25 protein-coding genes and 2 pseudogenes are annotated in these 22,343 nt (G+C 74.6%); 8 read left to right on the top strand and 19 right to left on the bottom strand.

Annotated elements, in window-relative coordinates:
* Nucleotides 1-25: 25 nt before the first annotated feature.
* From OF117_RS11120 to OF117_RS11110, 3 genes are all read right to left on the bottom strand, one after another.
* Entirely contained in the window at nt 26-1,048 is a 1,023-nt protein-coding gene (locus OF117_RS11120) for a potassium channel family protein (protein WP_263552901.1), read from the bottom strand.
* A 93-nt stretch (nt 1,049-1,141) separates the two neighbouring features.
* Nucleotides 1,142-1,720, bottom strand: a complete 579-nt coding sequence (locus OF117_RS11115) for a universal stress protein (protein ID WP_263552900.1) — start codon at nt 1,718-1,720, stop codon at nt 1,142-1,144.
* Nucleotides 1,717-2,076, bottom strand: coding sequence for a universal stress protein (locus tag OF117_RS11110; protein ID WP_263552899.1), 360 nt, complete (start codon nt 2,074-2,076; stop codon nt 1,717-1,719). Before OF117_RS11110 ends, OF117_RS11115 begins: the two co-directional genes overlap by 4 nt.
* 99 nt (nt 2,077-2,175) lie before the next feature.
* Here OF117_RS11110 and OF117_RS11105 point away from each other — a divergent pair, with 99 nt between their 5' ends.
* The gene (locus OF117_RS11105) at nt 2,176-3,378 is read left to right on the top strand and encodes an acyl-CoA dehydrogenase family protein (RefSeq protein WP_263552898.1); all 1,203 of its coding nucleotides are present in this window, start codon (nt 2,176-2,178) and stop codon (nt 3,376-3,378) included.
* A 64-nt stretch (nt 3,379-3,442) separates the two neighbouring features.
* Here the strand turns inward: OF117_RS11105 and OF117_RS11100 are convergent, their stop codons facing one another.
* On the bottom strand, nt 3,443-3,727 hold the full coding sequence (locus tag OF117_RS11100; RefSeq protein WP_263552897.1) for a hypothetical protein: 285 nt from the start codon (nt 3,725-3,727) through the stop codon (nt 3,443-3,445).
* 104 nt (nt 3,728-3,831) lie between these two features.
* Between OF117_RS11100 and OF117_RS11095 the strand changes: the two genes are divergently transcribed.
* On the top strand, nt 3,832-4,131 hold the full coding sequence (locus OF117_RS11095; RefSeq protein WP_263552896.1) for a hypothetical protein: 300 nt from the start codon (nt 3,832-3,834) through the stop codon (nt 4,129-4,131).
* A 110-nt stretch (nt 4,132-4,241) separates the two neighbouring features.
* On the opposite strand, the gene OF117_RS11090 is transcribed toward OF117_RS11095, so the two are convergent.
* Nucleotides 4,242-4,829 (bottom strand): TetR/AcrR family transcriptional regulator, encoded by a 588-nt coding sequence (locus tag OF117_RS11090; protein WP_263552895.1) that lies wholly within the window; start codon nt 4,827-4,829, stop codon nt 4,242-4,244.
* Between the two features lie 75 nt (nt 4,830-4,904).
* On the opposite strand from OF117_RS11090, the gene OF117_RS11085 reads away from it, so the two are divergent.
* Entirely contained in the window at nt 4,905-5,309 is a 405-nt protein-coding gene (locus OF117_RS11085; RefSeq protein WP_263552894.1) for a VOC family protein, read from the top strand.
* Nucleotides 5,310-5,322: 13 nt separating this feature from the next.
* On the opposite strand, the gene OF117_RS11080 is transcribed toward OF117_RS11085, so the two are convergent.
* Nucleotides 5,323-6,258 (bottom strand): oxygenase MpaB family protein, encoded by a 936-nt coding sequence (locus OF117_RS11080; protein WP_263552893.1) that lies wholly within the window; start codon nt 6,256-6,258, stop codon nt 5,323-5,325.
* Between the two features lie 60 nt (nt 6,259-6,318).
* Nucleotides 6,319-6,585 carry a LytR C-terminal domain-containing protein gene (locus OF117_RS11075; RefSeq protein WP_263552892.1) on the bottom strand — a complete coding sequence of 89 codons (267 nt, stop codon included), beginning with the start codon at nt 6,583-6,585 and terminating at the stop codon, nt 6,319-6,321.
* A gap of 511 nt (nt 6,586-7,096) precedes the next feature.
* On the opposite strand from OF117_RS11075, the gene OF117_RS11070 reads away from it, so the two are divergent.
* Nucleotides 7,097-7,606 (top strand): hypothetical protein, encoded by a 510-nt coding sequence (locus OF117_RS11070; protein WP_263552891.1) that lies wholly within the window; start codon nt 7,097-7,099, stop codon nt 7,604-7,606.
* 74 nt (nt 7,607-7,680) lie between these two features.
* Here the strand turns inward: OF117_RS11070 and OF117_RS22255 are convergent.
* The 7 genes and pseudogenes from OF117_RS22255 to OF117_RS11040 form a co-directional block, all read right to left on the bottom strand.
* Nucleotides 7,681-7,791, bottom strand: a pseudogene (locus tag OF117_RS22255) (lytic murein transglycosylase); the annotation flags it as partial.
* Between the two features lie 973 nt (nt 7,792-8,764).
* Entirely contained in the window at nt 8,765-9,676 is a 912-nt protein-coding gene (locus OF117_RS11065) for an AEC family transporter (protein ID WP_263552890.1), read from the bottom strand.
* A 56-nt stretch (nt 9,677-9,732) separates the two neighbouring features.
* A complete protein-coding gene (locus tag OF117_RS11060) occupies nt 9,733-10,056 on the bottom strand; it encodes a putative quinol monooxygenase (protein ID WP_263552889.1) in 324 nt (107 codons plus the stop codon).
* Nucleotides 10,057-10,076: 20 nt separating this feature from the next.
* The gene (locus OF117_RS11055; protein WP_263552888.1) at nt 10,077-10,595 is read right to left on the bottom strand and encodes a DUF1097 domain-containing protein; all 519 of its coding nucleotides are present in this window, start codon (nt 10,593-10,595) and stop codon (nt 10,077-10,079) included.
* A 10-nt stretch (nt 10,596-10,605) separates the two neighbouring features.
* Nucleotides 10,606-11,631: an NAD(P)-dependent alcohol dehydrogenase gene (locus OF117_RS11050; RefSeq protein WP_263552887.1), complete on the bottom strand. Its 1,026-nt coding sequence runs from the start codon at nt 11,629-11,631 to the stop codon at nt 10,606-10,608.
* On the bottom strand, nt 11,628-12,425 hold the full coding sequence (locus tag OF117_RS11045) for an iron-sulfur cluster assembly protein (protein ID WP_263552886.1): 798 nt from the start codon (nt 12,423-12,425) through the stop codon (nt 11,628-11,630). The genes OF117_RS11050 and OF117_RS11045 overlap by 4 nt, the downstream gene beginning before the upstream one ends.
* A 13-nt stretch (nt 12,426-12,438) precedes the next feature.
* The gene (locus OF117_RS11040; RefSeq protein WP_263552885.1) at nt 12,439-13,482 is read right to left on the bottom strand and encodes an amidohydrolase family protein; all 1,044 of its coding nucleotides are present in this window, start codon (nt 13,480-13,482) and stop codon (nt 12,439-12,441) included.
* Between the two features lie 172 nt (nt 13,483-13,654).
* On the opposite strand from OF117_RS11040, the gene OF117_RS11035 reads away from it, so the two are divergent.
* Entirely contained in the window at nt 13,655-15,160 is a 1,506-nt protein-coding gene (locus tag OF117_RS11035) for a helix-turn-helix domain-containing protein (RefSeq protein WP_263552884.1), read from the top strand.
* Nucleotides 15,161-15,286: 126 nt separating this feature from the next.
* On the opposite strand, the gene OF117_RS11030 is transcribed toward OF117_RS11035, so the two are convergent.
* The 3 genes from OF117_RS11030 to OF117_RS11020 form a co-directional block, all read right to left on the bottom strand.
* On the bottom strand, nt 15,287-15,784 hold the full coding sequence (locus tag OF117_RS11030) for a hypothetical protein (RefSeq protein WP_263552883.1): 498 nt from the start codon (nt 15,782-15,784) through the stop codon (nt 15,287-15,289).
* A gap of 117 nt (nt 15,785-15,901) precedes the next feature.
* On the bottom strand, nt 15,902-16,726 hold the full coding sequence (locus OF117_RS11025; protein WP_263552882.1) for a phosphotransferase: 825 nt from the start codon (nt 16,724-16,726) through the stop codon (nt 15,902-15,904).
* Entirely contained in the window at nt 16,723-17,673 is a 951-nt protein-coding gene (locus OF117_RS11020) for a sugar-binding transcriptional regulator (protein ID WP_263552881.1), read from the bottom strand. The genes OF117_RS11025 and OF117_RS11020 overlap by 4 nt, the downstream gene beginning before the upstream one ends.
* A gap of 320 nt (nt 17,674-17,993) precedes the next feature.
* Between OF117_RS11020 and OF117_RS11015 the strand changes: the two genes are divergently transcribed.
* The 3 genes from OF117_RS11015 to OF117_RS11005 all read left to right on the top strand — a co-directional run bounded on the left by OF117_RS11015 (nt 17,994) and on the right by OF117_RS11005 (nt 21,117).
* Nucleotides 17,994-19,532: a PTS mannitol transporter subunit IICB gene (locus OF117_RS11015; RefSeq protein WP_263552880.1), complete on the top strand. Its 1,539-nt coding sequence runs from the start codon at nt 17,994-17,996 to the stop codon at nt 19,530-19,532.
* Between the two features lie 45 nt (nt 19,533-19,577).
* Nucleotides 19,578-20,015 (top strand): PTS sugar transporter subunit IIA, encoded by a 438-nt coding sequence (locus OF117_RS11010; protein ID WP_263552879.1) that lies wholly within the window; start codon nt 19,578-19,580, stop codon nt 20,013-20,015.
* 61 nt (nt 20,016-20,076) lie between these two features.
* Nucleotides 20,077-21,117: a zinc-dependent dehydrogenase gene (locus OF117_RS11005; protein ID WP_263552878.1), complete on the top strand. Its 1,041-nt coding sequence runs from the start codon at nt 20,077-20,079 to the stop codon at nt 21,115-21,117.
* A gap of 12 nt (nt 21,118-21,129) precedes the next feature.
* Here the strand turns inward: OF117_RS11005 and OF117_RS11000 are convergent, their stop codons facing one another.
* Both OF117_RS11000 and OF117_RS22135 read right to left on the bottom strand, forming a co-directional pair.
* The gene (locus OF117_RS11000; protein WP_263552877.1) at nt 21,130-21,777 is read right to left on the bottom strand and encodes an ATP-binding protein; all 648 of its coding nucleotides are present in this window, start codon (nt 21,775-21,777) and stop codon (nt 21,130-21,132) included.
* 124 nt (nt 21,778-21,901) lie between these two features.
* Nucleotides 21,902-22,123, bottom strand: a pseudogene (locus OF117_RS22135) (hypothetical protein); the annotation flags it as partial.
* Nucleotides 22,124-22,343: the final 220 nt, after the last annotated feature.

Raw genomic sequence — 22,343 nt, 5'->3', positions numbered from 1 at the left:
CGGCTCCGGCGAGCGGCCGCCCCGCTCAGCGCGCGGCGCGCAGCCCCGCCGCGTCGATGCGCCGGCGCGCCACGTAGTACAGCGTGGTCCCGGGCGGCACGGGGCGGTCCCAGGACGGGCTGACCTCCAGTCCGCCGTCGGCCCGCAGCCCGAGCACGACGGCCCCGAACGCGCGGCCGAAGTGGCTCTGGCAGTCGCCGAAGGTGGCGTACCCGTCCGGCAGCGTGACCGAGTAGGTGTTGCCGCTGCCGCCGTGGGTCATCAGCTCGTTGTAGATCTGGGTGATGCCCGGATCGTTCGCCTCCTCGGTGAGCAGGTAGGGCATGTGCCACTGCACCACCTGCACGCCGGCGTTGACGTAGCGCAGGTTGTCACGCCGGGTCAGGTCGCGCAGCGCCGCGACCATGTGCACGGCCGGGTTGGCGTGGTCGACGGCGACGGCGATGGCCAGCGTCTCGTTGTCGTCGCGGCCGTCGATGACCGCCGTCCGGGCGCGGGCGACGCCGGCGCGCTGCATGACGTCGGCGTGGGTGAGGTCGCCGCGGACGAAGTGCACCGCCTGCTGCTCGGGCATGGGGTCCTCGGCGACGTCGTCCCAGGCGCACAGCGCCACCTGCTGCCGGCCCTCGGCGGTCAGCTCGGCCACCAGCCGTTCGGTGCGACCCGGGAAGTAGCCGAGCAGGACGACGTGGTCGCGCAGGTCCAGGGTCACCACACCTCTCAACCGCTTGCTCCTCAGCGACTGCAGCACGTCGGCGAGCCGGGTGAACAGCAGCGTCAGGGTGACGATGCCGCCGACGATGACGTAGCTGCCCACCAGCCGGCCCCCGGTGGACACCGGGAAGAAGTCGCCGTAGCCGACGGTCGCGGCGGTGACGACGAAGTACCACCAGTAGACGCCCGGCCGCACCAGCTCGCTGCCGACCGGCTCCACCAGCCACATGAGCAGCCAGCTGGTCAGGAAGACGCCGATCGCCACGGCCAGCGGCAGCCGCCACCCGCGGACGGCCAGCCGCAGGCTGCGGACCAGCCGGATGAGGATGGGCACGGCAGGCTCCCGCGACGCCGGAGGGGACGCCGCAACCTACCGCGGTGTCCGCGCCGCGGGTGCCTCGCGACCTGCGGGGATGCCCCCGACGGGTCAGCCGGCCTGGATGTGCGCGCCCACCGGACGGCGGGCCCGCCGCTCGCGGTGCAGGTGCAGCCGGTGCCGGCGCGCCTCGGGCGAGTGGACGACGGTGACCGGGCAGGGGGCGTGCATCACGCACTCGATGCTGGTCGAGCCCAGCAGCATGCTGGCGAACTCACCGCGTCCCCGGCTGCCGACCACGAGCAGGTCGGCCCCCTGCGACTCGTGCAGCAGCACGTCGACCGGCAGCCCCATGACCGCCTTCACGTGCAGCTCCGGCGGCGGCTGCGGCCCCCGGGCCAGGACCTCGTCGACCAGGTGCCGCGCCCGGTCCTCCGCGGACCGCTGCATGCTGTCCTGCGACCACTCACCGACGGCGTTGAAGTCGAGCCAGTACTCCGGCGGCCGGTAGGCGCTCACCGCTTCCACCGGCACGCCGCGCCGCGCCGCGTCCTGCAGCGCGAACAGCAGTGCGGCCCGGGCCCCCTCGGACTCGTCGACACCCACCACCACGCGGTGACCGCGGTGCTCCGCCTCGCCGGGGTGCGGCACCGGCTCGCTCTGCTCGGGGACGACCGTCTGCTCGGTCATGACGCGACCTCCTCGGAAGGCACCACCATGAGCTCCGCGCCGGAGCACTCCGCCAGCTCGCCGAGCCGGACCGGGCCGGTGACCACGTCGACCCGGGTCCGGCCGTGCACCCCTGTCTCGTCGGTGGCCCGCTGCACGGTGGCGGCCAGGGCCCGCGCCATCTCGTCGCGGCCCTCGTCGGGCTGTCCGGGATCCCCCGGCCACACGGTGACCGCGAGCAGGGTGGCGTCGCGGCGCTCGGCCTCGCGCAGCGCCCAGAGCAGGGCCTGGTAGCCGCACGCCGAGGGGCGCACGTCGACGAGGAGCAGCGGCCGATCGGCAGCGTCGACCGGCGCGCCGGGGGCGCGCTCCGTCATGGCGGCATGGTGCGCCCCGCGTCGTCCGCACGACAGGGTCCTTCGTCCCTGCCGCGACGCGGGTTCGCCGTCGTCCGCCGCCGGCCGTAGCGTCGGTCCATGGACGACGCCGCCACCGACTTCTACGTGGTCGAGGACCTGCTGCAGCCCGCCGACGTCGAGATCCGCGACCGGGTCCGCGCCTTCTGCGACAAGGAGGTCACCCCGCGGATCAACGACTACTGGGAGCGCGCCGAGTTCCCCTCCGAGCTCGTGCCGAAGCTGGCCGAGCTCGGCATCGCCGGCGGGACGATCCAGGGGTACGGCTGCCCGGGCATGAGCAACGTCGCCGCCGGCCTCGTGGCCGCCGAGCTGGCCCGGGGTGACGGCTCGATCGGCACCTTCAACGGCGTGCACAGCTTCCTGGCGATGCAGTCGATCGCCATGCTCGGCTCGGAGGAGCAGCGCGAGCGCTGGCTGCCGGAGATGGCCCGCATCGAGAAGATCGGCGCCTTCGGCCTCACCGAGCCCGCGCACGGGTCGGACGCCGTCGGGCTGGAGACGACGGCGCGCCGCGACGGCGACTCCTACGTGCTCGACGGGCAGAAGAAGTGGATCGGCAACGGCTCGATCGCCGACCTGGTGCTCGTCTGGGCCCGCGGCGAGGACGGCGCCGTCGGTGGCTACGTGGTCGAGAAGGGCACGCCGGGCTTCTCGGCGCGGGTGATGACCGGCAAGACGGCGCTGCGGGCGGTGTGGCAGGCGGAGCTGACGCTGGACGGCGTCCGGGTGCCGGCGGACAACCGGCTGGCACGCTGCACCTCCTTCAAGGACGTCTCGACGGTGCTCGACCGCACCAGGTACACGGTCGCCTGGCGCGCGCTCGGCACCGCGACCGGGGCCTACGAGCTGGCCCTGGCGCACGCGTTGCGCCGCGAGCAGTTCGGCTCGCCGATCGCCGGTTACCAGCTGGTGCAGGACAAGCTGGCCCGGATGCTGGCCGAGATCACGACGATGCAGCTCATGTGCTGGCGGCTGTCGACGCTCGCCGACGCCGGCCGGATGACCGCGGCGATGGCCTCGCTGGCGAAGATGAACTGCGCCGCCAAGGCCAGGACGATCGTCGCCGACGCCCGCGACATCCTCGGTGGCGACGGCATCCTGCTGGAGCACCACGTGGCCCGGCACCACGCCGACATGGAGGCGGTGTTCACCTTCGAGGGCACCGACTCGGTGCAGGCGCTGATCGTGGGCCGGGAGATCACCGGGCTGTCGGCGATCAGCGGACGCCGTGCGGACCCGCGCTCGCGCGCGCGACCCTGACCGACCCCGACCGGCCCGCCCTCGACCGGCACGGCGCCGGGCGGTGGCGTGCGTCCGACGGGGCTCAGCGGCGGCTGCCCACCGGCTCGGCGACCGCGGTGATCCGCTGGCACTCGGGGCAGGCCGTGCGGCCCACCCCGACGCGCGTCCAGGCCTGGGACCCCCACACCTGGACGATGGCCCCGCACACCGCGAGCTCGACCTCCCCGTCCAGTTCCGCGGCCGGGCGGTGCGCCTCCACGGCGTGCCACGGGTAGGTGTGCTCCGCCGGGTGCGTGGCCGACCATCGGTCCGGGCGCGAGAATCCGACGGCGTAGGCGTTCACGATCATCACAGTGCCCTGCGTCACATCCGAGAAACCATGGCATCCGGGTGAACCCTGATTGTCGATTCGACGGCGGCGTCCCGTCCCCGGGCGCGCTACCTTCGGGGCGACGACCGCGAGGAGGCACGATGGAGCCGATCAGCCTGCTGGTGGGTGCGGCCCTGCTGGTGACCGGTTTCGCGGCCGGTCGGTTCGGCCGGCGCCGTTCGACGCCGCGCCCGGTGACGCCCGTGTGCGGTTGCGGGCACGTGCTCAGCCAGCACGACCGCGAGCGCAGCACCTGCTACGCCGAGCTGCGTCGCGAGACCTACGACAAGAAGGGCCGCTTCGCCGGCCACACCTGGGTGCCCTGCACGTGCCGCCAGTACGTCGGTCCGATGCCGGTCGACGAGGTGTTCGTCCCCCGCGTCCTGCCGCCGGTCGACTGATCCGCAGCCCCGCCCGACCGCCTCGACGCCGTCCTCGCCACCGCACCACCGCGCTGTCGGACCCCGGCCGACCGGGCCGTGATCGGACGCGGACGGCGCTCCGCGCAGCGTCACACGCGCAGGGCCCGCAGCAGCCGGAGCAGCACCTCCTCCGCCTCCCCGAGGGCCTTCCGCGGATCGTCCGCGCCGGCCGCCCACAGGACGGCCTCGTTCATGGCGCCGGACAGGAGGGCCGACGCGGCCGCGACCGAGGTCGTGGCCAGCCGACCGTCGTCGGCGAGCCGGTGCAGCACCTGGTCGAGCAGCCGGCCGGAGCTCGCCGCGTCGGCGCCGCGCCAGGTGCTCCAGCCGAGCACCGCGGGAGCGTCGACCAGGGCGATGCGTCGCACGCCGGGGTCGAGGACGGCGGCGAGGAAGGTGCGGCAGCCCACCTCGAGGCTCTCCCACGGCTCGTCGATCGGGCCGGCGGCCCGCGCCACGGCGGTACCGACCGCACCGAGGACGTCGGCCAGCACCGCCTCGAACAGGCCGCGTTTGCTGGCGAAGTGGTGGTAGACCGCACCGCGCGTGACGCCCGCCCGGGCGGCGACGTCCTCCAGCCCCACGGCGGCGTAGCCGCGCTCGGCGAACAGCGACCGGGCCGTCGACCGCACCCGCGCCTCCGTGCGCGCGGCCTCCAGCCGCGAGGACCGTGGCATGTCACCCCTTGTTACGTACAGCGTGCAGGTATAGCGTCCCCACTATACGTACAGCACGTATGCAAAGGAGCGGTGATGGTGCCGACCAGCGTGTACCCCGTCCTGATGAGCGCCGACGTCGAAGGGACCGCGCGCTTCTACCGGGAGCGCCTCGGGTTCGACCCGACGTTCGAGTCCGACTGGTACGTGAGCCTCCGGCGCGACCGGTGGGAGCTGGCCGTGCTCGACCCCGACCACGACTCCGTGCCCGCGGCCTACCGCGGACGGACGGCCGGCGGGGTCCTGCTCAACCTGGAGGTCGACGACGTCGACGCGGAGTACCGGCGGCTGGTGACCGACGGCGGCCTGGAGGCGCTGGTGCCGCTCCGGTCGGAGGCGTTCGGGCAGCGGCACTTCATCCTCGCCGCGCCCGACGGCGTCCTGGTCGACGTCATCACCCCGATCGAACCGGCGCCCGAGCCCGCCCGGGACGGCGCCTGACGAGCTCCGCGCGTCAGGCCGCCGGGGACCGCCCCATCCAGGCGGGAGCCGGACCCAGGCCCAGCCGCCAGCGCGCGGACTGCTCCGAGGGGCTGTACGGGCCGAGCGCGAGTTGCAGGCCGCGTAGCTGGGCGCGGGTGAGCGCGACCCGCACCGCGCCTCCGGCGCCCCGGCCGGGCATGTGCGCGAACGGCGCCGTCGTCGGCGAGAGCAGGTGCGCGGCCGCCCCGGCGAGCCCCCGGTAGAACAGCTGCTCGGGCCGGCTCAGCCCGGGCGGGGCGGCCAGGAAGGCGCGCAGGTCGGCCGGCACCGGCGCGAGCACCGGTCGGAAGGCCGCCAGAGCCTCGGCCAGCCCGGCCTCGGACGACGGCAGGTCGGTCGTGCCCAGCGCCCCTGCTGCGCGCGCCCACTCGCGCACGTAGGCGTCGGGCCACCGCCGGCCGAAGCGGGGCGTCAGGTCGTGGCCCACCGCTTGCTGGGCGGCCAGGAAGGCATCGGTGAAGGCCAGGTGCACCCAGCGGAGCAGGTCGGGGTCGGCCGCCGAGTACGGGCGGCCGTCGTCCGCGCTGCCCCGGACCCGGGTGTGCATGCGGCGCACGCGGCCGGCCTCCCGCTCGGCCAGCTCGCCCGAGCCGAACGTGCTGACGACCAGCCAGCGGGCGGTGCCGGCCAGCCGCCGCCACGGGTCCTCCCGGTAGGCCGAGTGGCGCTGGACGCCCACCAGGGCGAGCGGGTGCGCCGCCTGCCCGAGCAGTGCGGCGACCCCGCCGACCAGCGTCGAGAGGTCGCCGTGCACCCGCCAGACGATGCCGTCGGGCTCGAACCACCCCGGCCCCTCCCCCACCGTTGCGATCTCCCGGACCCACGGCGGGGCGCCCGTCGGGTCGCCGGACACGCGAGCGCGGAACGCCTGGCGCGCCAGAGCAGGTAGCGCGACGGGGTTGGGCACGACCCGATCGTGCCAGCTGTTCTGCACCCCGGCTCGTGCAGCGAGCGGTGGGACGCCGGTTCAGCAGCCCGGATCGCCGGTCAGCAGGACGGCGTGGTCGTCCCGGCCCACGACGAGGACGACCGCCCCGGCAGCCCCGTCCGGCTCGACCCCGGCGAGCCCCAGCACCGTGGCGAGCGCCTCGGCCTGCGGCCGCTGCGCCTCGGCGGACCGGACGGCGGAGATGGCGGACTCGACCGGCGTGACCGTGCCGACGGCGATGCCCGCGGCGGCCAGGCGCGCGGCGAGTTCGGCGGCGACCGCCGGATCACCGGAGCCGTCGTGCACGTGCACGACGGTAGGCGCCCCCGCGAGGGGCTCGCCGCTGCACCCGGAGGTCGGGGCGACCGGAGGCGGCCCGGGCACCGGGGCGGCCGTCCCGGTCGGCGCGGGCGGCTCCGTCGGCGGCGGAGGCGCGGGCTCGTTCGGCGGCTCCGGCGCGGGTGCGGGCTCGGGTGCGGGCTCGGGCGCCGGCGGAGGCGGAGGCGGCTCGGGCGCGGGTGCGGGCTCGGGCGGGGGCTCCGGGGCCGGTGGGGGCGGCGGCTCCGGAGCGGGTGCGGGCGCCGGCGGAGGCGGAGGCGGAGGTGGAGGCGGCTCGGGCGCGGGTGCTGGCTCGGGCTGAGGCGGGGGCTCCGGAGCGGGTGCGGGCTCCGGCGCCGGTGGAGGCGGAGGCGGCTCGGGCGCAGGTGCGGGCTCGGGCTGAGGCGGGGGCTCCGGGGTCGGCGGGGGCGGCGGCGCGGGCGCTGGCGGGGGCGGCGGCTCGGAAGGCGCGGGCGGCTCCGACGGTCCCGGTCCTCCTGTGGGATCCGACGGAGGCGCCGGCTCGGAGGGCGCCGGCTCGGAGGGCGCCGGCGAGGAAGGCGCCGGCGAGGAGGGCGGGGGCTCGGTCGGCGACGGTGCCGGCGTTCCGGAGGGCTCGCCGGGCGGCGTCGTCCCGACGGGCTCGGACGGTGACGGAGCCGCCGGCTCGGCGGGTGACGGGCTCGGCGTCCCGGCGGGGGGCTCGGTCGGCGTCGGCGCCGCCGGCTCGGCGGGCGTCGTCGGCGGATCGGCCGGCGCGGCGGACGGCGGGTCACCGGGTGCCGGGACCGCCGGCGCGGGCTGGCCGACCGGCGGGGCCGGCTCCGCGGTGGCCACCTGGACGGGCGGGGGCTCGACGGTCGCGGGCGGCAGCACCGGCAGGGCCGGGGCCGGAGCCGGATGGGCCGGCGGCACGGTCGGTTCGGGCGCCGGCCCCGGCGTCGTGGGCAGGACCGGCGGTGGCGTGCCGGCGTACGCCGCGGCGAGCGTGAGGACCGTGGCCACGTAGTGGTCGGAGTGGTTGTACGCGAAGACGGCCCGCCGACGTCCGGCCTCCCAGGAGAGGTCGCCGCCGGCGGCGCAGAGGTACCGGGCCGCCGCAGCGGCGGCGTCGTCGATGTCGAACGGGTCTCTCCGGCCGTCACCGTCGCCGTCGGCCGAGTACAGCCGCCACGTCGACGGGATGAACTGCATCGGACCCACGGCGCGGTCGAAGGCGCGGTCGCCGTCGAGGCGCCCGCCGTCGGTGTCGCGGATGGTCGCGGTGCCGTTGCCGTTGAGCTGGATGCCGACGATCGGCGGCGACGAACGTCCGTCGGTGTGCAGCACCGCCCCCGCGAAGCGACCGTGGTTGGACTCCACGCGCCCGATCGCGGCCACCAGCGACCAGGTGATCCCGCAGGAGGCGGGTGCGCCGGCGGCCGCCCGCTGGTACGCCTCCAGCGCGGTCGACGGGATCCCGTTGGCTGCCAGCGTCGACGCAATCCCCGACGGGGCGACCCGCGCCGGGGGCGCCGGCGAGCCCTCCGCCGGAGCTGGAGGCGCCGCCTGCGTGCCGGGCTCCGCGGGTGCAACCGCGGCGGCGGGGGCGGCGGTGGCCTCGGCGGCGGCGGTCGCCGACGGGGCCTTCCGGGTGACGGCGTCCCGGGCCAGCAGGAGGACGTCGGCCACCAGCACGGTGGGCTCGTGCGTCCCGTCTTCCCTCTCGGCCGAGCCGCTGCCGGACGTCGCAGCGGGTGCGCCCGGGCCGGGCACCGCGCCCTCCGCCTGGAGGGCCGTGGCCACGGCGGCCACGGCGAGACCCACGGCGGCCCGCCTGCGCAGGTTGCGCCGCCGGCGTCCCGCGCTCATCGGCCCGGCGAACCCGCCGGGGCACGGCCCCGGGGCACACGGGCTCGGTCGACGTCGCCTGCGCTGCGGGCCATCGCGGTCTCTCTGGAGCCACCGACCGGTCCCCCATGGTACCGGCACCGGCCCGCAAGTTAACGGTCCGATCTCGACGCGCGCACCCGGTCCGGACGCGGTGCCACCGGGGACCGCGGCGTGTCCTGCGGCCGGCCCGGCCGGTCGTGACGCAGCGCTACCGCGCGTAGGGAGATCGCCCACATCGACGGGTCCGGTGCGGGCGGCGATCGCCGCACGAGGTCCGGTCGCGGCCGGCCCGAGCTCAGCCGGTCAGGGCGAGCCAGAGCGGCAGGGTGACCAGGGCGGCGGCCGTCGTCAGGGACGTCTGGGCCGCGACGAAGGGGCCGTCCCCGCCCATGCGGGCGGCGAGCACGTAGGACGACGTCGCGGGCGGGACGGCGGCGAACGCCAGCACCACCGCGGCCCCCGGGCGACCCACCCCGAGGGCGGCCGCCAGCCCGAGGGCCACGGTAGGCACGGCGAGAAGCTTCACCACGGCCAGCGACGCGGCCGCGGGCCAGCGGTCTCGCGGGAGCCCGGCCATGCGCAGGGCTGCCCCGACGGCGAGCAGTCCGAGCGGCACGGCGGCGGAGGCCAGGCGCGCCAGGGTGGTGTCGAGCAGACCGGGCAGCGCGAGACCCGCCGCGTTGCCCGCCAGCCCGGCCGCCGTCGCGAGGACGAGCGGGTTGCGGGCGACCGCGGCCGGCACCCGACCGCGCCGCCGTCCCGCCCCGCTCGCGGTCGCCCGCGCCAGCGCCGTCACCGCCAGCACGTTGACCAGCGGCACGTTGACGCCGAGGAGCACGCCCATGAGCGCCAGGGCGGCCGGACCGCCGTCGTCGGCGAGGGCGAGGGCGAGGAAGGAGTTGAACCGGAACGCCGTCTGCCACCCCGAGGCCGCCGCCGTCCGGCCACCCGGGAGCACGAACACCACCGACCCGAGCACGGCTCCGGCCAGGGTGCCGCCGACCGCCGCCAGCAGCACCGCGCCCGTGCCGGCCGTGCCCAGATCGGCGGCCAGCGTGGTGCGGAAGAGCAGCACCGGGAAGAGGACGAAGTAGACCAGCCGCTCGAGGTCGACCCAGAAGCCGGGAGCCCGCCAGAACCGCAGCCGCAGCAGCAGGCCGAGCGCGAGGAGTGCGAACTCGGGGAGGACCACCGCCGCCGCGTGCACCGCGCGAGCCTAGGGAGACCCGCCGGTCGGCCGGCGCCGTTCCCTGGGCGGGGGACCTACTCGACGCGCAGCTCGCCCAGCTCGGACCAGTCGTCCTGCGGAACGGTGAAGTTGACGATCCGCGGCGTCGCGGCCAGGTGCGGGGGCAGCTCCTTCTGCGCGGCGTAGAAGTGGTCGGAGGTGACGTGGGCCTTGGCCGCCTCGTCGTCGCGGAAGGCCTCCACGAGCACGAACTCCGTGGGGTCCTCCAGGCTCCGCGACCAGTCGAACCACAGGCAGCCGGGCTCGGCGCGGGTGGCCTCGGTGAACGCCTTGCTGATGTTCGGCCAGTCGTCGGCGGACTCGGGGCGGACGGGGAACTTGGCGGTGATGAAGATCATCGGGGTCGTCCTCTTCTGACTCAGACGTTCGTGGTGGCGCGCAGGGGCCGGGCGGCCCCGCGGGACGGCAGGGCCTTCTCGACCAGGTCACCCAGCAGCTCGGAGGCGTAGGCCAGCAGTGCCCCGGCGACGAGGGAGGCCAACGTCGACCAGAACACCCCGGCGTTGCCGAAGAACGCGGCGGCGCCGACGAAGGCCCCGGGGATGAAGGCCAGCGGCGACCAGGCGGCCTGCACGCACATGCCGAAGGCGGCGAGCGCGACGAACAGGCCGAGGACGGCCACGGATCCCTCGCGCACCGCGGTCGCGCCCCACAGGAGGGCGAATCCCCACAGCAGGCCGCTGACGTTGGACGCCAGACCCTTCGTGAGGCCGGGCAGCCGGCCGCCGGCCGCGTAGAAGCAGGCCCAGGCGGCGAACCCGATCCAGACGACCAGCGGGGCCTCCCACCCGCCGATCGCCGGGACGGAGGAGGCGAGGACGGTCCACAGACCGGCCAGCACGCCGATCGAGATGCCCAGGGCGATCAGTCGCTTCACGACGGGCTCCTCAGGGCACCAGGATCGCGCGGCCACGCACCTGGCCGGCCGAGAGGTCGTCGATGGCGTCCTGGAACCGGTCCAGCGGGTACTTCGCGGTGTGCAGCGTGACCTTGTGCTGAGCGGCGAGGGCCATGAGCTCGACCAGGTCGTTGTACGAGCCGACCAGGTTGCCGATGATGTTGATCTCGGTCGAGATGAGATCGATCGTCGGCACGTTCACGTTCTCCCCGTAGCCGACGACGTGGTAGTCGCCGGCCCGGCGGGTCATGGCGATGCCCTCGGCCGTCGAGCCGTTCTCGCCGACGAAGTCGACGACCTGCTCGGCGCCGTGCCCACCGGTCAACTGGAGCACCTGCTCCACCTGGCTGCCGTCGGCCACCACGCCGTGGTGCGCGCCGATCGACTCCGCGAGCTTGACCGCTTCGGGATTGCGGTCGATCACGACGATCTCGGCCGGCGACAGGGCGGCCAGCACCTGGATGCCGATGTGGCCGAGGCCGCCGGCGCCGATCATCACGCACCGGTCACCCGGCCGGAGCTTGCGCGCCGCCTTCGCCGCGGCGTGGTAAGCGGTCAGACCCGCGTCCGCGAGCGCGGCGACGTCCGAGGGCTCCAGCCGGTCGTCGATCCGCACCACGCTGCGCGCCGAGGTCCGGAGGTACTCGGCGTACCCGCCGTCGGTGCTGATCCCCGGGAAGGCGTTGTCCTCGCAGTGCACGTCGTCGCCGGAACGACAGGCGCGGCACAGCCCGCAGGTCATCAGCGGGTGCAGGATCACCTTGTCGCCCTCCGCGACGTTGGTGACCGCGCTGCCGACGGCGTGCACCCAGCCGGCGTTCTCGTGGCCGATCGTGTAGGGAAGCTGGACGCCGGACTTCTCCGCCCACTGCCCCTCGAGGATGTGGATGTCGGTGCGGCAGACCCCCGCACCGCCGATCTTGACGATGACGTCGTGCGGGCCGGTGATCTCCGGCGCCGGGACGTCGTCCATCTCCAGCGGCCGGTGGTAGCCGACGACGCGGACAGCTCTCATGACGGGATCCCCTTCGCGGTGGTGAGGAGCGGGAGCAGCGGGCGGACGGCGGTCTCGTCGTCCGCGCGGACGACCTGGTCGTGCTCGGCGCCCGGGTAGCGGGTGCGCAGCAGCCCGCGGCAGAAGTGCGCGTTGCCGTCGATCGAGATGCGGACGGAGCGGGCCTTCCGCAGGAAGAACGCCGCCGTCGCCGGATCGGGCCGGCCGCCGTGGGCGTCGACCAGCACCGGCGCAGAACCGTCCAGCGGCAGGCCGACGGCCGCCCGGCGGCGCAGCAGGGACTCCGTGGTCGGAGTTCCGGCCGGCAGGTCGGCGAGCACCAGACGGTGCACGTCGTCCTCGCCGAGCGACCGGTCGCTCCGCAGCAGGGCGGTGACCGCCCGCTCCATCGCGGCCGTGTGCGCCTTGCGGTGGAAGGTGGCCCGCAGCTCGTCGAGGGAGTCCTCGGCCTCGTGCCCGAACGTGCCGCGGTAGCCCGCGGCGGCGGCCAGGCCGCGATTGATCAGGTCGGAGTCGTGGTGGTCGTCGAGCTCGACCACCGCGGTGGCGACCCCGGGCACCGCACGGACGGCGTCGAGCGCGTCGGAGGCCATGAGGTAGGCGAAGTTCGGCGCGCAGAACGAGGTCGGCAGCCGCAGGTGCACCTCGACCCGGTCGCCGTCGATCGAGATCGACCGGACGAAGCCGAGGTCGGTGATCGGCTCGTCGAGCTCGGGGTCGACGACGGAGCCGAGAGCGGCGCGGACGTCGGACCCGAGGACGGAGGTGGCCAGCTCGGGCAGGACGGCGGTCATCGGCACACGCCCCTCACACCGATGCGAGGTCGGCCGCGGCCGGCTCGCGGGGACCGGTGGCCGGCTCGCCGGCGTCGGGCAGCCGCAGGTGCGCCGGCACCGGGATGTCGTAGAGCCTCGCCGCGTTGAGGCCGAGCACCTTCTTCTTCTGCGCGGTCGTGATCGGGGCGTACTCGGTCATGTCCTCGGGGATCTGGAAGTCCACGAAGCGCTTCACCAGCCACTGCGGCGTCCAGAGCGCGTAGTCGCTGGCGAACATGATGCGGTCCTCGCCGACCCAGTAGAGGAGCTCGCCCATGATCTGGGCGAAGTAGCGCGGGCGGGTGTGGATGAACGGGATGGCCACGGCCAGACCCGCGTGCACGTTCGGCTCCTGCGTGGCGATCCAGCAGAAGTCCTCGAGCCGCGGCAGCCCGCAGTGCTCCACGACGAAGGTCAGGTCGGTGAAGTCGGTGGCAGCGTGGTCGACGTCGGCCACGTCGAACGCGTCCCGGTCGAGGGGCCGGATGGTCGGACCCTTGTGGATGTGGATGTTGCGGATGCCGAGCTCGCGGCAGGCCTCGAAGTACCGGTAGGCCATCGGGTCGGTCAGCTTCCAGCCGCGCGACTCGCCGTGCCAGTCGGCCGTGTACAGCTTCACGCCCTTGAGGCCGAACCGCTCGGCCGCCGCGCGCAGCGCGTCGAGGCCGTTCTCCCCGTCCCGCGGGTCCCAGTAGTGGTTGTAGGTCAGCTTGTCCGGGTGCGCCGCGGCGAGCGCGGCGGCCTCCTCGGTCTGCCCGAAGCCCCGGTGGTAGAACTCGGCCAGCCGGGCCGGCTGGAAGATCGCGTGGTCGACCATGCCGTCGGCGAACACGTCCCGCATCAGGCGCTCGCCGCCCTGGTACAGGTACTCCTCGTACGACCAGACCTCGGACTCGGGGCTGAGGTTGCGGTGGTAGTCGTAGAAGCAGTCGATGAACTGCTTGCCGTGGACGTTGCGCTGGTTCTCGGGACGTCCGTCCCACAGCGCGATGTGCGAGTCGACGATGAAGTAGGTCTCGCCGTCCTTGGTGTACATCTGCGTCCCTCCGGGCCACGTCGAGCTACGGGTGTCCTTCTGGCCGGAACGCTAGGTATGTTGCGCACCACCGAAAAGCTGTGGTCTGTCTCACTTTGGGACGACGGACCGGTGTCCCCCTGCCGGACCCGGCCATAGCGTCCGACCGCACGACGACGTGTGGAGGCTGCCCGTGGATCCCGCACCTGCCGCCCCGGCGGCCCCGTCGGCGCCCCTGCCGGACCCGGAGCTGGAGGCGCGCGACGCAGCGCCGCGGCTGCGCGCGTCCTGGCGCCGCAGCGCGCGGTACGGGGTGCCGCCCGACGAGGTGCTGCCGGTGTTCACGGGTTCCGTGGACACCGGGTCGCTGCTCTACGAGTGCGCCCACGAGGTGCTCACCGGCCTCCACCGGACCATCACCAACGAACCGGTCAGCCTCATGGTGGCCGACCGCGACGGCCTGGTGCTCGCGCGGCTGGGTGACGACCGGGACATCCGGCGCTCGCTGGACCAGGTGCACCTCGCCCCCGGCTTCTTCTACTCCGAGCGCACCGCCGGGACCAACGGTCTCGGGCTGTCGCTCGCCGATCGGGCGCCCTCGCTGGTCCGCGCCTCGGAGCACTACTGCACGGTGCTGCGCGGGTACACCTGCGCGGCGGTCCCGGTGCTCGACCCGGTCGACGGCGACCTCGCCGGCACCATCAACTTCACGACCTGGTCGGACTCCTCCCCCGACCTGCTGCTCGCTCTCGCCCAGGCCGCGGCCGGCGCCACCAGCGCGTTGATGCTGGCCCGGTCGACCGGGCGCCCGGTGCGGCCCGTGCCACGCGGCGAGGTCTTCCACGTCGTCGGCGGTCCGCTGGCGCCCGGGCACGGCGATCCGTGCGTCTCCGCCGGATGGCGCCGGGCGGTGGCGGCCGCGGAGGCGGCCACCGCGGCCGGTCGGGTGCTCGTCGTGGTCGGCGAGCCGGGCGCCGGCAAGGCGGCGCTGGCGTCCCTGGCCCGCCGCCGGCTCGCCCGCCGCGAGCGGATCCTGCACGCCCGCGCCCCGGAGCCGGCCGACGTCGCGGCCTGGCTGGAGCTGTGGACGCCGGCGCTGCGCGACGCCGACAGCTGCGTCGTCGTGTCCGGCGTCGAGCGGCTGCCCGCCTGGGTGGCCGAGGAGCTCGCCGCCACGCTCGGGGGCGTGCGGCGCGGGGACGGCCGCCCCCAGCCGTTCGTCCTCACCGCTCCCGACCTCGCCGCGGTACCGGCGTCGATGGCGGCGCTGGTGGACGCCGTGGTGGAGGTGCCTCCGCTGCGGCGCCGGGCGGACGACGTCCTGCCGCTCGCGCGCGCGGTCGCCCGCGAGGAGCGCCACCGGGAGGTGGCCTTCACGCCGCGCGCGGCGCAGGTGCTTGAGAACTGCTCCTGGCCGGGCAACGTGCGGCAGCTGCGGCGGGTGGTCCGGGACGCCGTGTCCCGGACCGACGTCGTCGACGTCGCGCACCTGGCCCCGGAGGTGCTCGACGGCGGCACCCGGCCGCTGACCCGGCTCGAGCGGCTGGAACGCGACGAGATCGCCCGAGCCCTCATGGCCCCCGGCGCGACCGCCACCCGCGCTGCGGAGGAGCTGGGCATCGGGCGCGCCACCCTCTACCGCAAGATCGCGCACTACGGCCTCGCGCTGCCGCCGCGGTCTCCCGATCCGGGCGCCTGAGCCTGCCCGGCTCCGCCGCCCGGCTGCCGATGCCGTCGTCGGTGCACCTGCCGACGGCGGTTCCGGTCCACGTCGGCCCACCACGCGGGCCGGGTCACCGTCCGGTGCGGGGCGGGCTGCGGGTGGTCAGCTGCCGCGGCGGGCCTTGGTGATCCGACGCAGCAGCCCCGGCCTGGTGGCGCCCGGCGCCTCAGGATCCACGCCGGCGACCTCGTAGACCTCCGGGTCCGTCTCCCTGCCGAGCCGGTCGTCGACCGCGATGAGCGACTGCGCCGCCGCGACGCGAGCGCGCTGCACGGCGTCCGAGCGCCCGGCTGCCACCCGCTCCCGCGCGGCCGCGGAGGCTGCCGCGTCCTCGAAGGACCGCCGCAATGCGATCCTCAACACCTCACGGTCGGCGTCCCAGATGCCGAAGCTGTCGCGGTTGAGCACCCCCATCGACCGGTTGCCGATCTCGCGCTGGTCGGGGTCGGGGCTGTAGCTCTTGTCGATCGCCCACTGCGCCCGCTGCCACCATGCGTCGCGCCGGTCGCTGCGCCACTTCTGGAGGACGGTCACCCCGACGCCGACGAGGGCCACGAGGGCGGCCATCAGCGTTGCCAGCTGGGGCGTCAGCCAACCCATCGGCCCGCCCTCACCATGGCGCAGGACCGTACCGAGGACGCGCGGCGCGGGCACGCGCTGCGGCGGCGGCGCGGACCGCCCACCAGCACATCCTCCCGGCCGGCCCGGCCGCTGCGGTCACGGCTCCAGGGCGTCCCGCAGCGCCGCGTCGTTGTCGGCCAGCCAGCGGCGGTACTGCTCGGCCTGCATGCGCACGTCCGACTTGGAGTACTCGGCGAACGCGGCGTGACCGGCGGCCACGTAGCGCTCGACGAGCCGGCAGAACCACGCCTGGTTCGCCTCGACGGCCGCGAGCACCCGGCTCCGGTCGACCTCGTCCGCCCCGTAGCCGTCGAGGAACAGGCCCAGCCGGTGCAGGGAGCGGCCGCGGCGGGCGTCGTGGATGGTCGCTTCGGGTCGCAGCGGCGCCCACAGGCGGGCGGCGCAGGCAACGTCCCACAGCCGTGACCCGGGGCCGGCGAGGTCGAAGTCGATCAGTGCGACGGCGCGGCCGTCGCGGAAGACGACGTTGTCCAGGTTCGGGTCGTTGTGGCTGACCAGCCCTCCGGAGAACTCCGCCGGCAGCGGCGCGTGCCACGCGTGCGGAGAGGGGTCGAAAGCGGCGACGGCGTCGTGATAGGCGCGCAGCAACCGCGCCACGCTGGTCAGCGCCTCGTCGGTGAACGCCCACCGGGGGTACGGCGGCAGGACCGCCTCGCCGGGGACGTGGCTGAGCACCTCGCGCCCCTGCGCGTCGATGCCGAGGAAGCGCGGCGCCCCGTCGAAACCGACCGCCTCGAGGTGGCCGAGCAGGGCGTGGACGGCCGGGCTGGTGCTCCGCACCGGACGGCGCACCGTGTCGCCGACCCGGACGACCCGCCCCCGGTTGGCGACGCCGCCGGGCAACGGGACCTCCCGGTCGCCGTCGTCCCCGGGCCCGGCCCCGCGGGCGCGCCCGTTCACGCCTCGTCGAGCAGCGCCTGCGCGAACGAGCGGTGCGTGACCAGGCCGCCCACCAGCCCGCTGCGCAGCGCCGCCCGGGCGGCGGGGACCTTCGCCGTCCCGTAGGCGAGGACCACCACCTCGGGGATCGCGCGCATCTGCTCGGCGCCGATGCCGATCATGCGCTCGGCCAGCTCGGCGGCCACCGGCTCACCGTCGGCCCGGAGGAAGACCCCCGACATCTCCGCCTGCACGCCCAGCTGGCGCAGCGCCGTCCGGTCGCGCTCCCCCGCCGTGTCGTACAGGGTCGACCGCCCCGGCGCCCACAGCCCGATCCCCACGACCGCCTTGGTCACCCGGGGCAGCTGGTCGAAGGCCAGGGCGACCTCCCGCTGCCGCCGCAGCGCCCGGGCGGTGGCCGCGTCGGGCAGGGTGAACGGGGCGTAGAAGACATAGGCGGGGCCGCCGGCGGCCCGGGCGACGTCGCGGACGATGTCGATGGCGTTGGCATCGCCGTCGGGCATCGCCAGGGCGCCGGTGAGCTGGACCACCGGGACCGGGGCCAGCCGGGGCAGCTCCCGGGCCATCGCGCCGACCGACCGGGACCAGGCGACACCGAGGACGTCGTCCGGTCCGACGATCTCCGCGAGCAGCTCCGCGGCGACCCGGCCGACCTGGGTCCGCAGCGCGTCGGTCGACTCGTCCTCGGCAGCCGCGACGACGGCGTGCTGCAGGGCGAACCGCTCGCCGAGCCGGGCCGACAGGTCGACGTCGACGACGCCGTGGTGCCCGATCTCGATGCGGACCAGGCCGCTGTCCCGGGCTCCGTCGATCAGCCGGGCCACTTTGAAGCGACTGAGCCCGAACTCCTCGGCGATCTCCACCTTGGATCGCCCGTCGAGGTAGTACCGGCGCGCGACCGACGCCGACAGCACGAGGGCCGCCGGCCCCACCGGAGGCACGGTCATCCACCTCCTGCACCGAGCTTCCCGCTGGCGAGCGTCCCGACCGCCCGACCGTGCGCTCATCTGAGCGCCTGGCGCGCATTTTGCCACGTCTGACTTGACCGCGGGTGACCTGGGTCACGACACTCGTCGCGCACGGGTCACGAGCCGATCGCCCGCTCCGCCGTCGTCCCGCCCCCCGCCCGGTCCCACCGGGCCCCGGAGTCGGCGAACGGTCCTCCGGCCCGTACCGGGGACGCCGGCCGGCCCCGCGACGAGCGTGAGCAGGTCCAGAGCACCGGGCCGGGTCGGGGCCCGCGACCGACGAGGAGCAGGGGCCAACAGTGAGCACAGCCTCGGACGCGCCGACCAGGGGTTCCGGAGCCAGGATCGCCGTCCAGAAGTTCGGCACCTTCCTGTCCGGGATGATCATGCCGAACATCGCCGCGTTCATCGCGTGGGGGATCATCACGGCGTTCTTCATCGAGACGGGTTGGACGCCGGTCCCCGGGCTCGGCGGGTTCGGCGAGGATGCCGCCGGCGACCCGAACATCGGCCTGGTCGGGCCGATGATCCGCTACATGCTGCCGCTGCTGATCGCGATGCAGGGCGGCCGGATGGTCTACGGCCTGCGCGGGGGCGTCGTCTCGGTGGTCGCCACCATGGGCGTGATCATCAGCGTGCCCGACCCCACCTTCCTCGGCGCGCTGATCATGGGTCCGTTCGCGGCCTACGTCATGAAGCATCTCGACAAGCTCTGGGACGGCAAGATCAAGCCGGGCTTCGAGATGCTGGTCAACAACTTCTCCGCCGGCATCGCGGGCGCCGGGCTCGCCGTCGTCGGCTACTTCGCCTTCGGGCCGTTCGTGCAGGCGCTCTCCCGGGCGCTGGGCAACGGCGTCGACTGGCTGGTCGACAACGGCGTGCTGCCGCTGGCCAGCATCCTCATCGAGCCGGCCAAGGTGCTGTTCCTGAACAACGCGGTCAACCACGGCGTCCTCACCCCGCTGGGCGTGCAGCAGTCGGCGCAGGACGGGCAGTCGATCCTGTTCCTGCTCGAGGCGAACCCGGGCCCGGGCCTCGGGCTGCTGCTCGCCTACATGGTCTTCGGGACGGGCATGGCCCGCAGCACCGCCCCGGCCGCCGCGATCATCCACTTCTTCGGCGGCATCCACGAGATCTACTTCCCGTACGTGCTGATGAAGCCGATCCTGCTGCTGGGCATGATCTCCGGCGGGATGGTCGGCATCGCCACCCTCACCATCTTCGACGCCGGGCTGCGGGCGCCGGCGGCGCCGGGCTCGATCATCGCGGTGCTGGCCCAGACGCCGGCCAGCAGCTTCCTCGGCGTCATCCTCTCGGTGCTGCTGTCGGCGGCGACGTCGTTCCTCGTGTGCTCCCTGCTCCTGCGGCTGAGCAAGCGGAAGGAGGGCGACCTGGCCGAGGCCACCGCCTCGATGGAGGCCATGAAGGGCAGCCGCAGCTCGGTCGCCGGCGTCCTCTCCCCCGAGGAGCGGCTGGAGGCCGAGGCCGAGGCCGCCGAGGAGGCCCACGAGGCCCGGTCGCGCCGCACGCCGATCCACAACATCGTGTTCGCCTGCGACGCCGGCATGGGGTCGAGCGCGATGGGTGCGTCGGTGCTGCGCAACAAGATCAAGAAGGCCGGCTTCGAGGACGTCAACGTCAGGAACCTGGCCATCGCCAACCTCACCGACGACATCGACCTGATCGTCACCCACCGGGACCTGACGCCACGCGCGCAGAGCATGTCGCCCTCGGCCCAGCACGTGTCGGTCGACAACTTCATGAACAGTCCCAAGTACGACGCCATCGTCGAGGAACTGAAGGAGACCAATGCGCGCGGTGCGACCTCGCAGGGCTGAGCCGTCGGGGCCCGAGCGGCCGGGAGGATCGGAGGAGCCGGCACCGTGAGCGACATCCTGGCGCCCGCGCACATCAAGGTCCCGGGCAGCGCCACGAACAAGGACGACGCGATCCGGGAGGCCGGGCAGCTCCTGGTCGACGCCGGCGCGGTCGACCCCGCGTACGTCGACGCGATGTTCGAGCGGGAGAAGTCGGTGTCCACCTACATGGGCAACTACCTGGCCATCCCGCACGGCACGAACGAGGCGAAGGACACCATCCGGCGCTCGGCCCTCTCGGTCGTCCGCTACGACCGGCCGATCGACTGGGACGGCAACGAGGTCCGCTTCTCGGTCGGGATCGCCGGCGTGGAGGGCGGGCACCTGGAGATCCTGGGCCGGATCGCGATGATCTTCTCCGACGAGGACGAGGTGGCGAAGCTGCTCGACGCCGGATCGGCCGACGAGCTCTACCAGCTCCTGCACGCGGTCAACGAGGAGTGACGCCGATCGGTGAGCCCGGTGCGGCCGGGACCGAGGACGACGAGGACGAGGACGGGAACGGATGAAGGTCTTGCGGTTCTACGCACCCGAGGACGTCCGTTACGAGGACGCCCCGGAACCCGCCTGCGGTCGCGACGAGGTCAAGATGCGCGTCCGCAACTGCTCCACCTGCGGGACGGACGTCAAGATCCTGCACAACGGGCACCAGAACCTCAGCCCGCCGCGGATCATCGGGCACGAGATCGCCGGCGAGGTGGTCGAGGTCGGCGCGGACGTCGACGGCTGGTCGGTCGGCGACCGCGCCCAGGTCATCGCCGCGGTGCCCTGCGGGGAGTGCTACGAGTGCCGCCGCGGCTGGATGGCGGTCTGCGCCAACCAGACGTCGGTCGGCTACCAGTACGACGGCGGCTTCGCCGAGTACCTGATCGTGCCGCGCCAGGTGCTCAAGGTCGACGGCCTCAACCGGATCCCCGACAACATCGGCTTCGACGAGGCCTCGGTCGCCGAACCCTTCGCCTGCGCCATCAACGCGCAGGAGCTGGTGCACGTCGGCGACGGCGACACGGTCGTGGTGTTCGGCGCGGGCCCGATCGGCTGCCTGCACATCCGGCTGGCGCGGGCCAACGGCGCGAGCCGCGTCTTCCTCATCGACGTGCTCGCCGACCGGCTGGCGATGTCGGCCGACGCGGTCAAGCCCGACGAGGTGCTCAACGGGCGCGAGGTCGACGTGGTCGAGCGGGTGATGGAGCTCACCGACGGGCGCGGGGCCGATGTGGTGATCACCGCGACGGCGGCCAACGTCGCGCAGGAGCAGGCGGTGCGGATGGCGGCGCGGCGCGGGCGTATCTCGTTCTTCGGCGGCCTGCCGAAGACCAACCCGTTCATCCAGCTGGACTCGAACCTGGTGCACTACCGCGAGCTGATGATCATGGGCGCCAACGGCTCGGCGCCCGCGCACAACAAGCGCGCGCTGGAGTACATCTCCAGCGGCCAGGTGCCGGTCAAGGACCTGATCAGCGTGCGGCTGCCGTTGGAGCGCGCGCTGGAGGCGTTCGACATCGTGGCGAAGGGCGAGGCGATCAAGGTCACCGTGGAGCCCTGAGCGCGACGGCGGTCAGGCCGGCGGCGGGTCGTCGGGCCGACCGCGGAGCACGCCGTCCAGCGTCAGCCGGCGGGCGCCGGCCCGGTCGACGCGCAGGATCGTCGACGGGTCGGCGCCGGGGTTGACGTCGCGGTCGGCGCCGGGGTCGACGTCGCGGTCGGCGTCCAGCCGCCGCAGCAGCCGGGCCCACCGAGCGGCGTGCCGGCGCATCGACCGCTCCGGCACCACCCGCCCGCGGGCTGCCTGGCCGTCCTCCGCCGCGTCCTGGGGGGCGTCGAGCAGGAGCAGTCGCACCGACCGCCCGGCCCGTCGGGCGGCCGCCGTCACGACCGCCCGCCACCACGGGCTCGTCCACGGGTCGGTGAGGACGACGACCGGCGCACCGCCGAGGGTCATCGCGACCACCCGCACGCGGTGCACCACGTGCACGAGCGGCCGCAGCGCGCGGTAGGGCAGCCCACCGGCGGCCGCGGTCAGCCGCGCGGCGACGTCCTCGGAGTCCAGTCCGACCACGCCCGCCGGCCGCTGAGCGAGCAACCGGCGCAGCAACGTCGTCTTGCCGGCGCCGGGCAGCCCGCCGACCACGACGAGCGTCCGGCCCCGGCCGGCGGGATCCGGCCCCGCGGAACGGGCCGCCCCGACCACCGCATCCGTCCGCACCGCACCTCCCCGGGGTCGTCCCCGATGATGCGACCGCGACCTGGGAGGAACCTGTGCGGAGTGGAGCCGTCGCAGTGACCACGACGGATCCACTCCGTCGGTCGCAGCGGGCCGACATGCCCCCGTCGACCACCAGTTCGGTGCCGGTGACGAAGCGGACCTCGTCGGAGGCGAGGAACAGCGCCGCGTATGCGGTGTCGCGGCGGTCGCACTGCGCGCGTCGTCCGGCACCGCCCGGGTGACCAGGCTCGTCGTCAGCGGCTGGCCGACGCCCAGCAGGAGACCGCCCACGAGCAGCGCCGTCGCCCTGCCCGGCGCGCCCGGCCCGTCGACGACCACGGCTCACCCGCCCGCGCGCGGCGTGCACCCGGGGACCGCGGACCGCGGACCACGGACGGCGGACGGCGGACGGCGGACGGCGGACGCTTCACAACGATTCGGGTGCGGATCGGCGTGGAGCACGTGGCCCACTACTGTGAGCCCGCACACACTGCTCGCACGCTCGCGCCGAGTCGGGCCCTGGCCACCGGAGGTTCTGCTTTGGGTCGTCCTGCCCCGTTCCGTCC

Source organism: Geodermatophilus sp. YIM 151500, assembly GCF_025716945.1.
Classification (GTDB): domain Bacteria; phylum Actinomycetota; class Actinomycetes; order Mycobacteriales; family Geodermatophilaceae; genus YIM-151500.
This window is presented reverse-complemented; position numbering and strand designations above follow the sequence as displayed.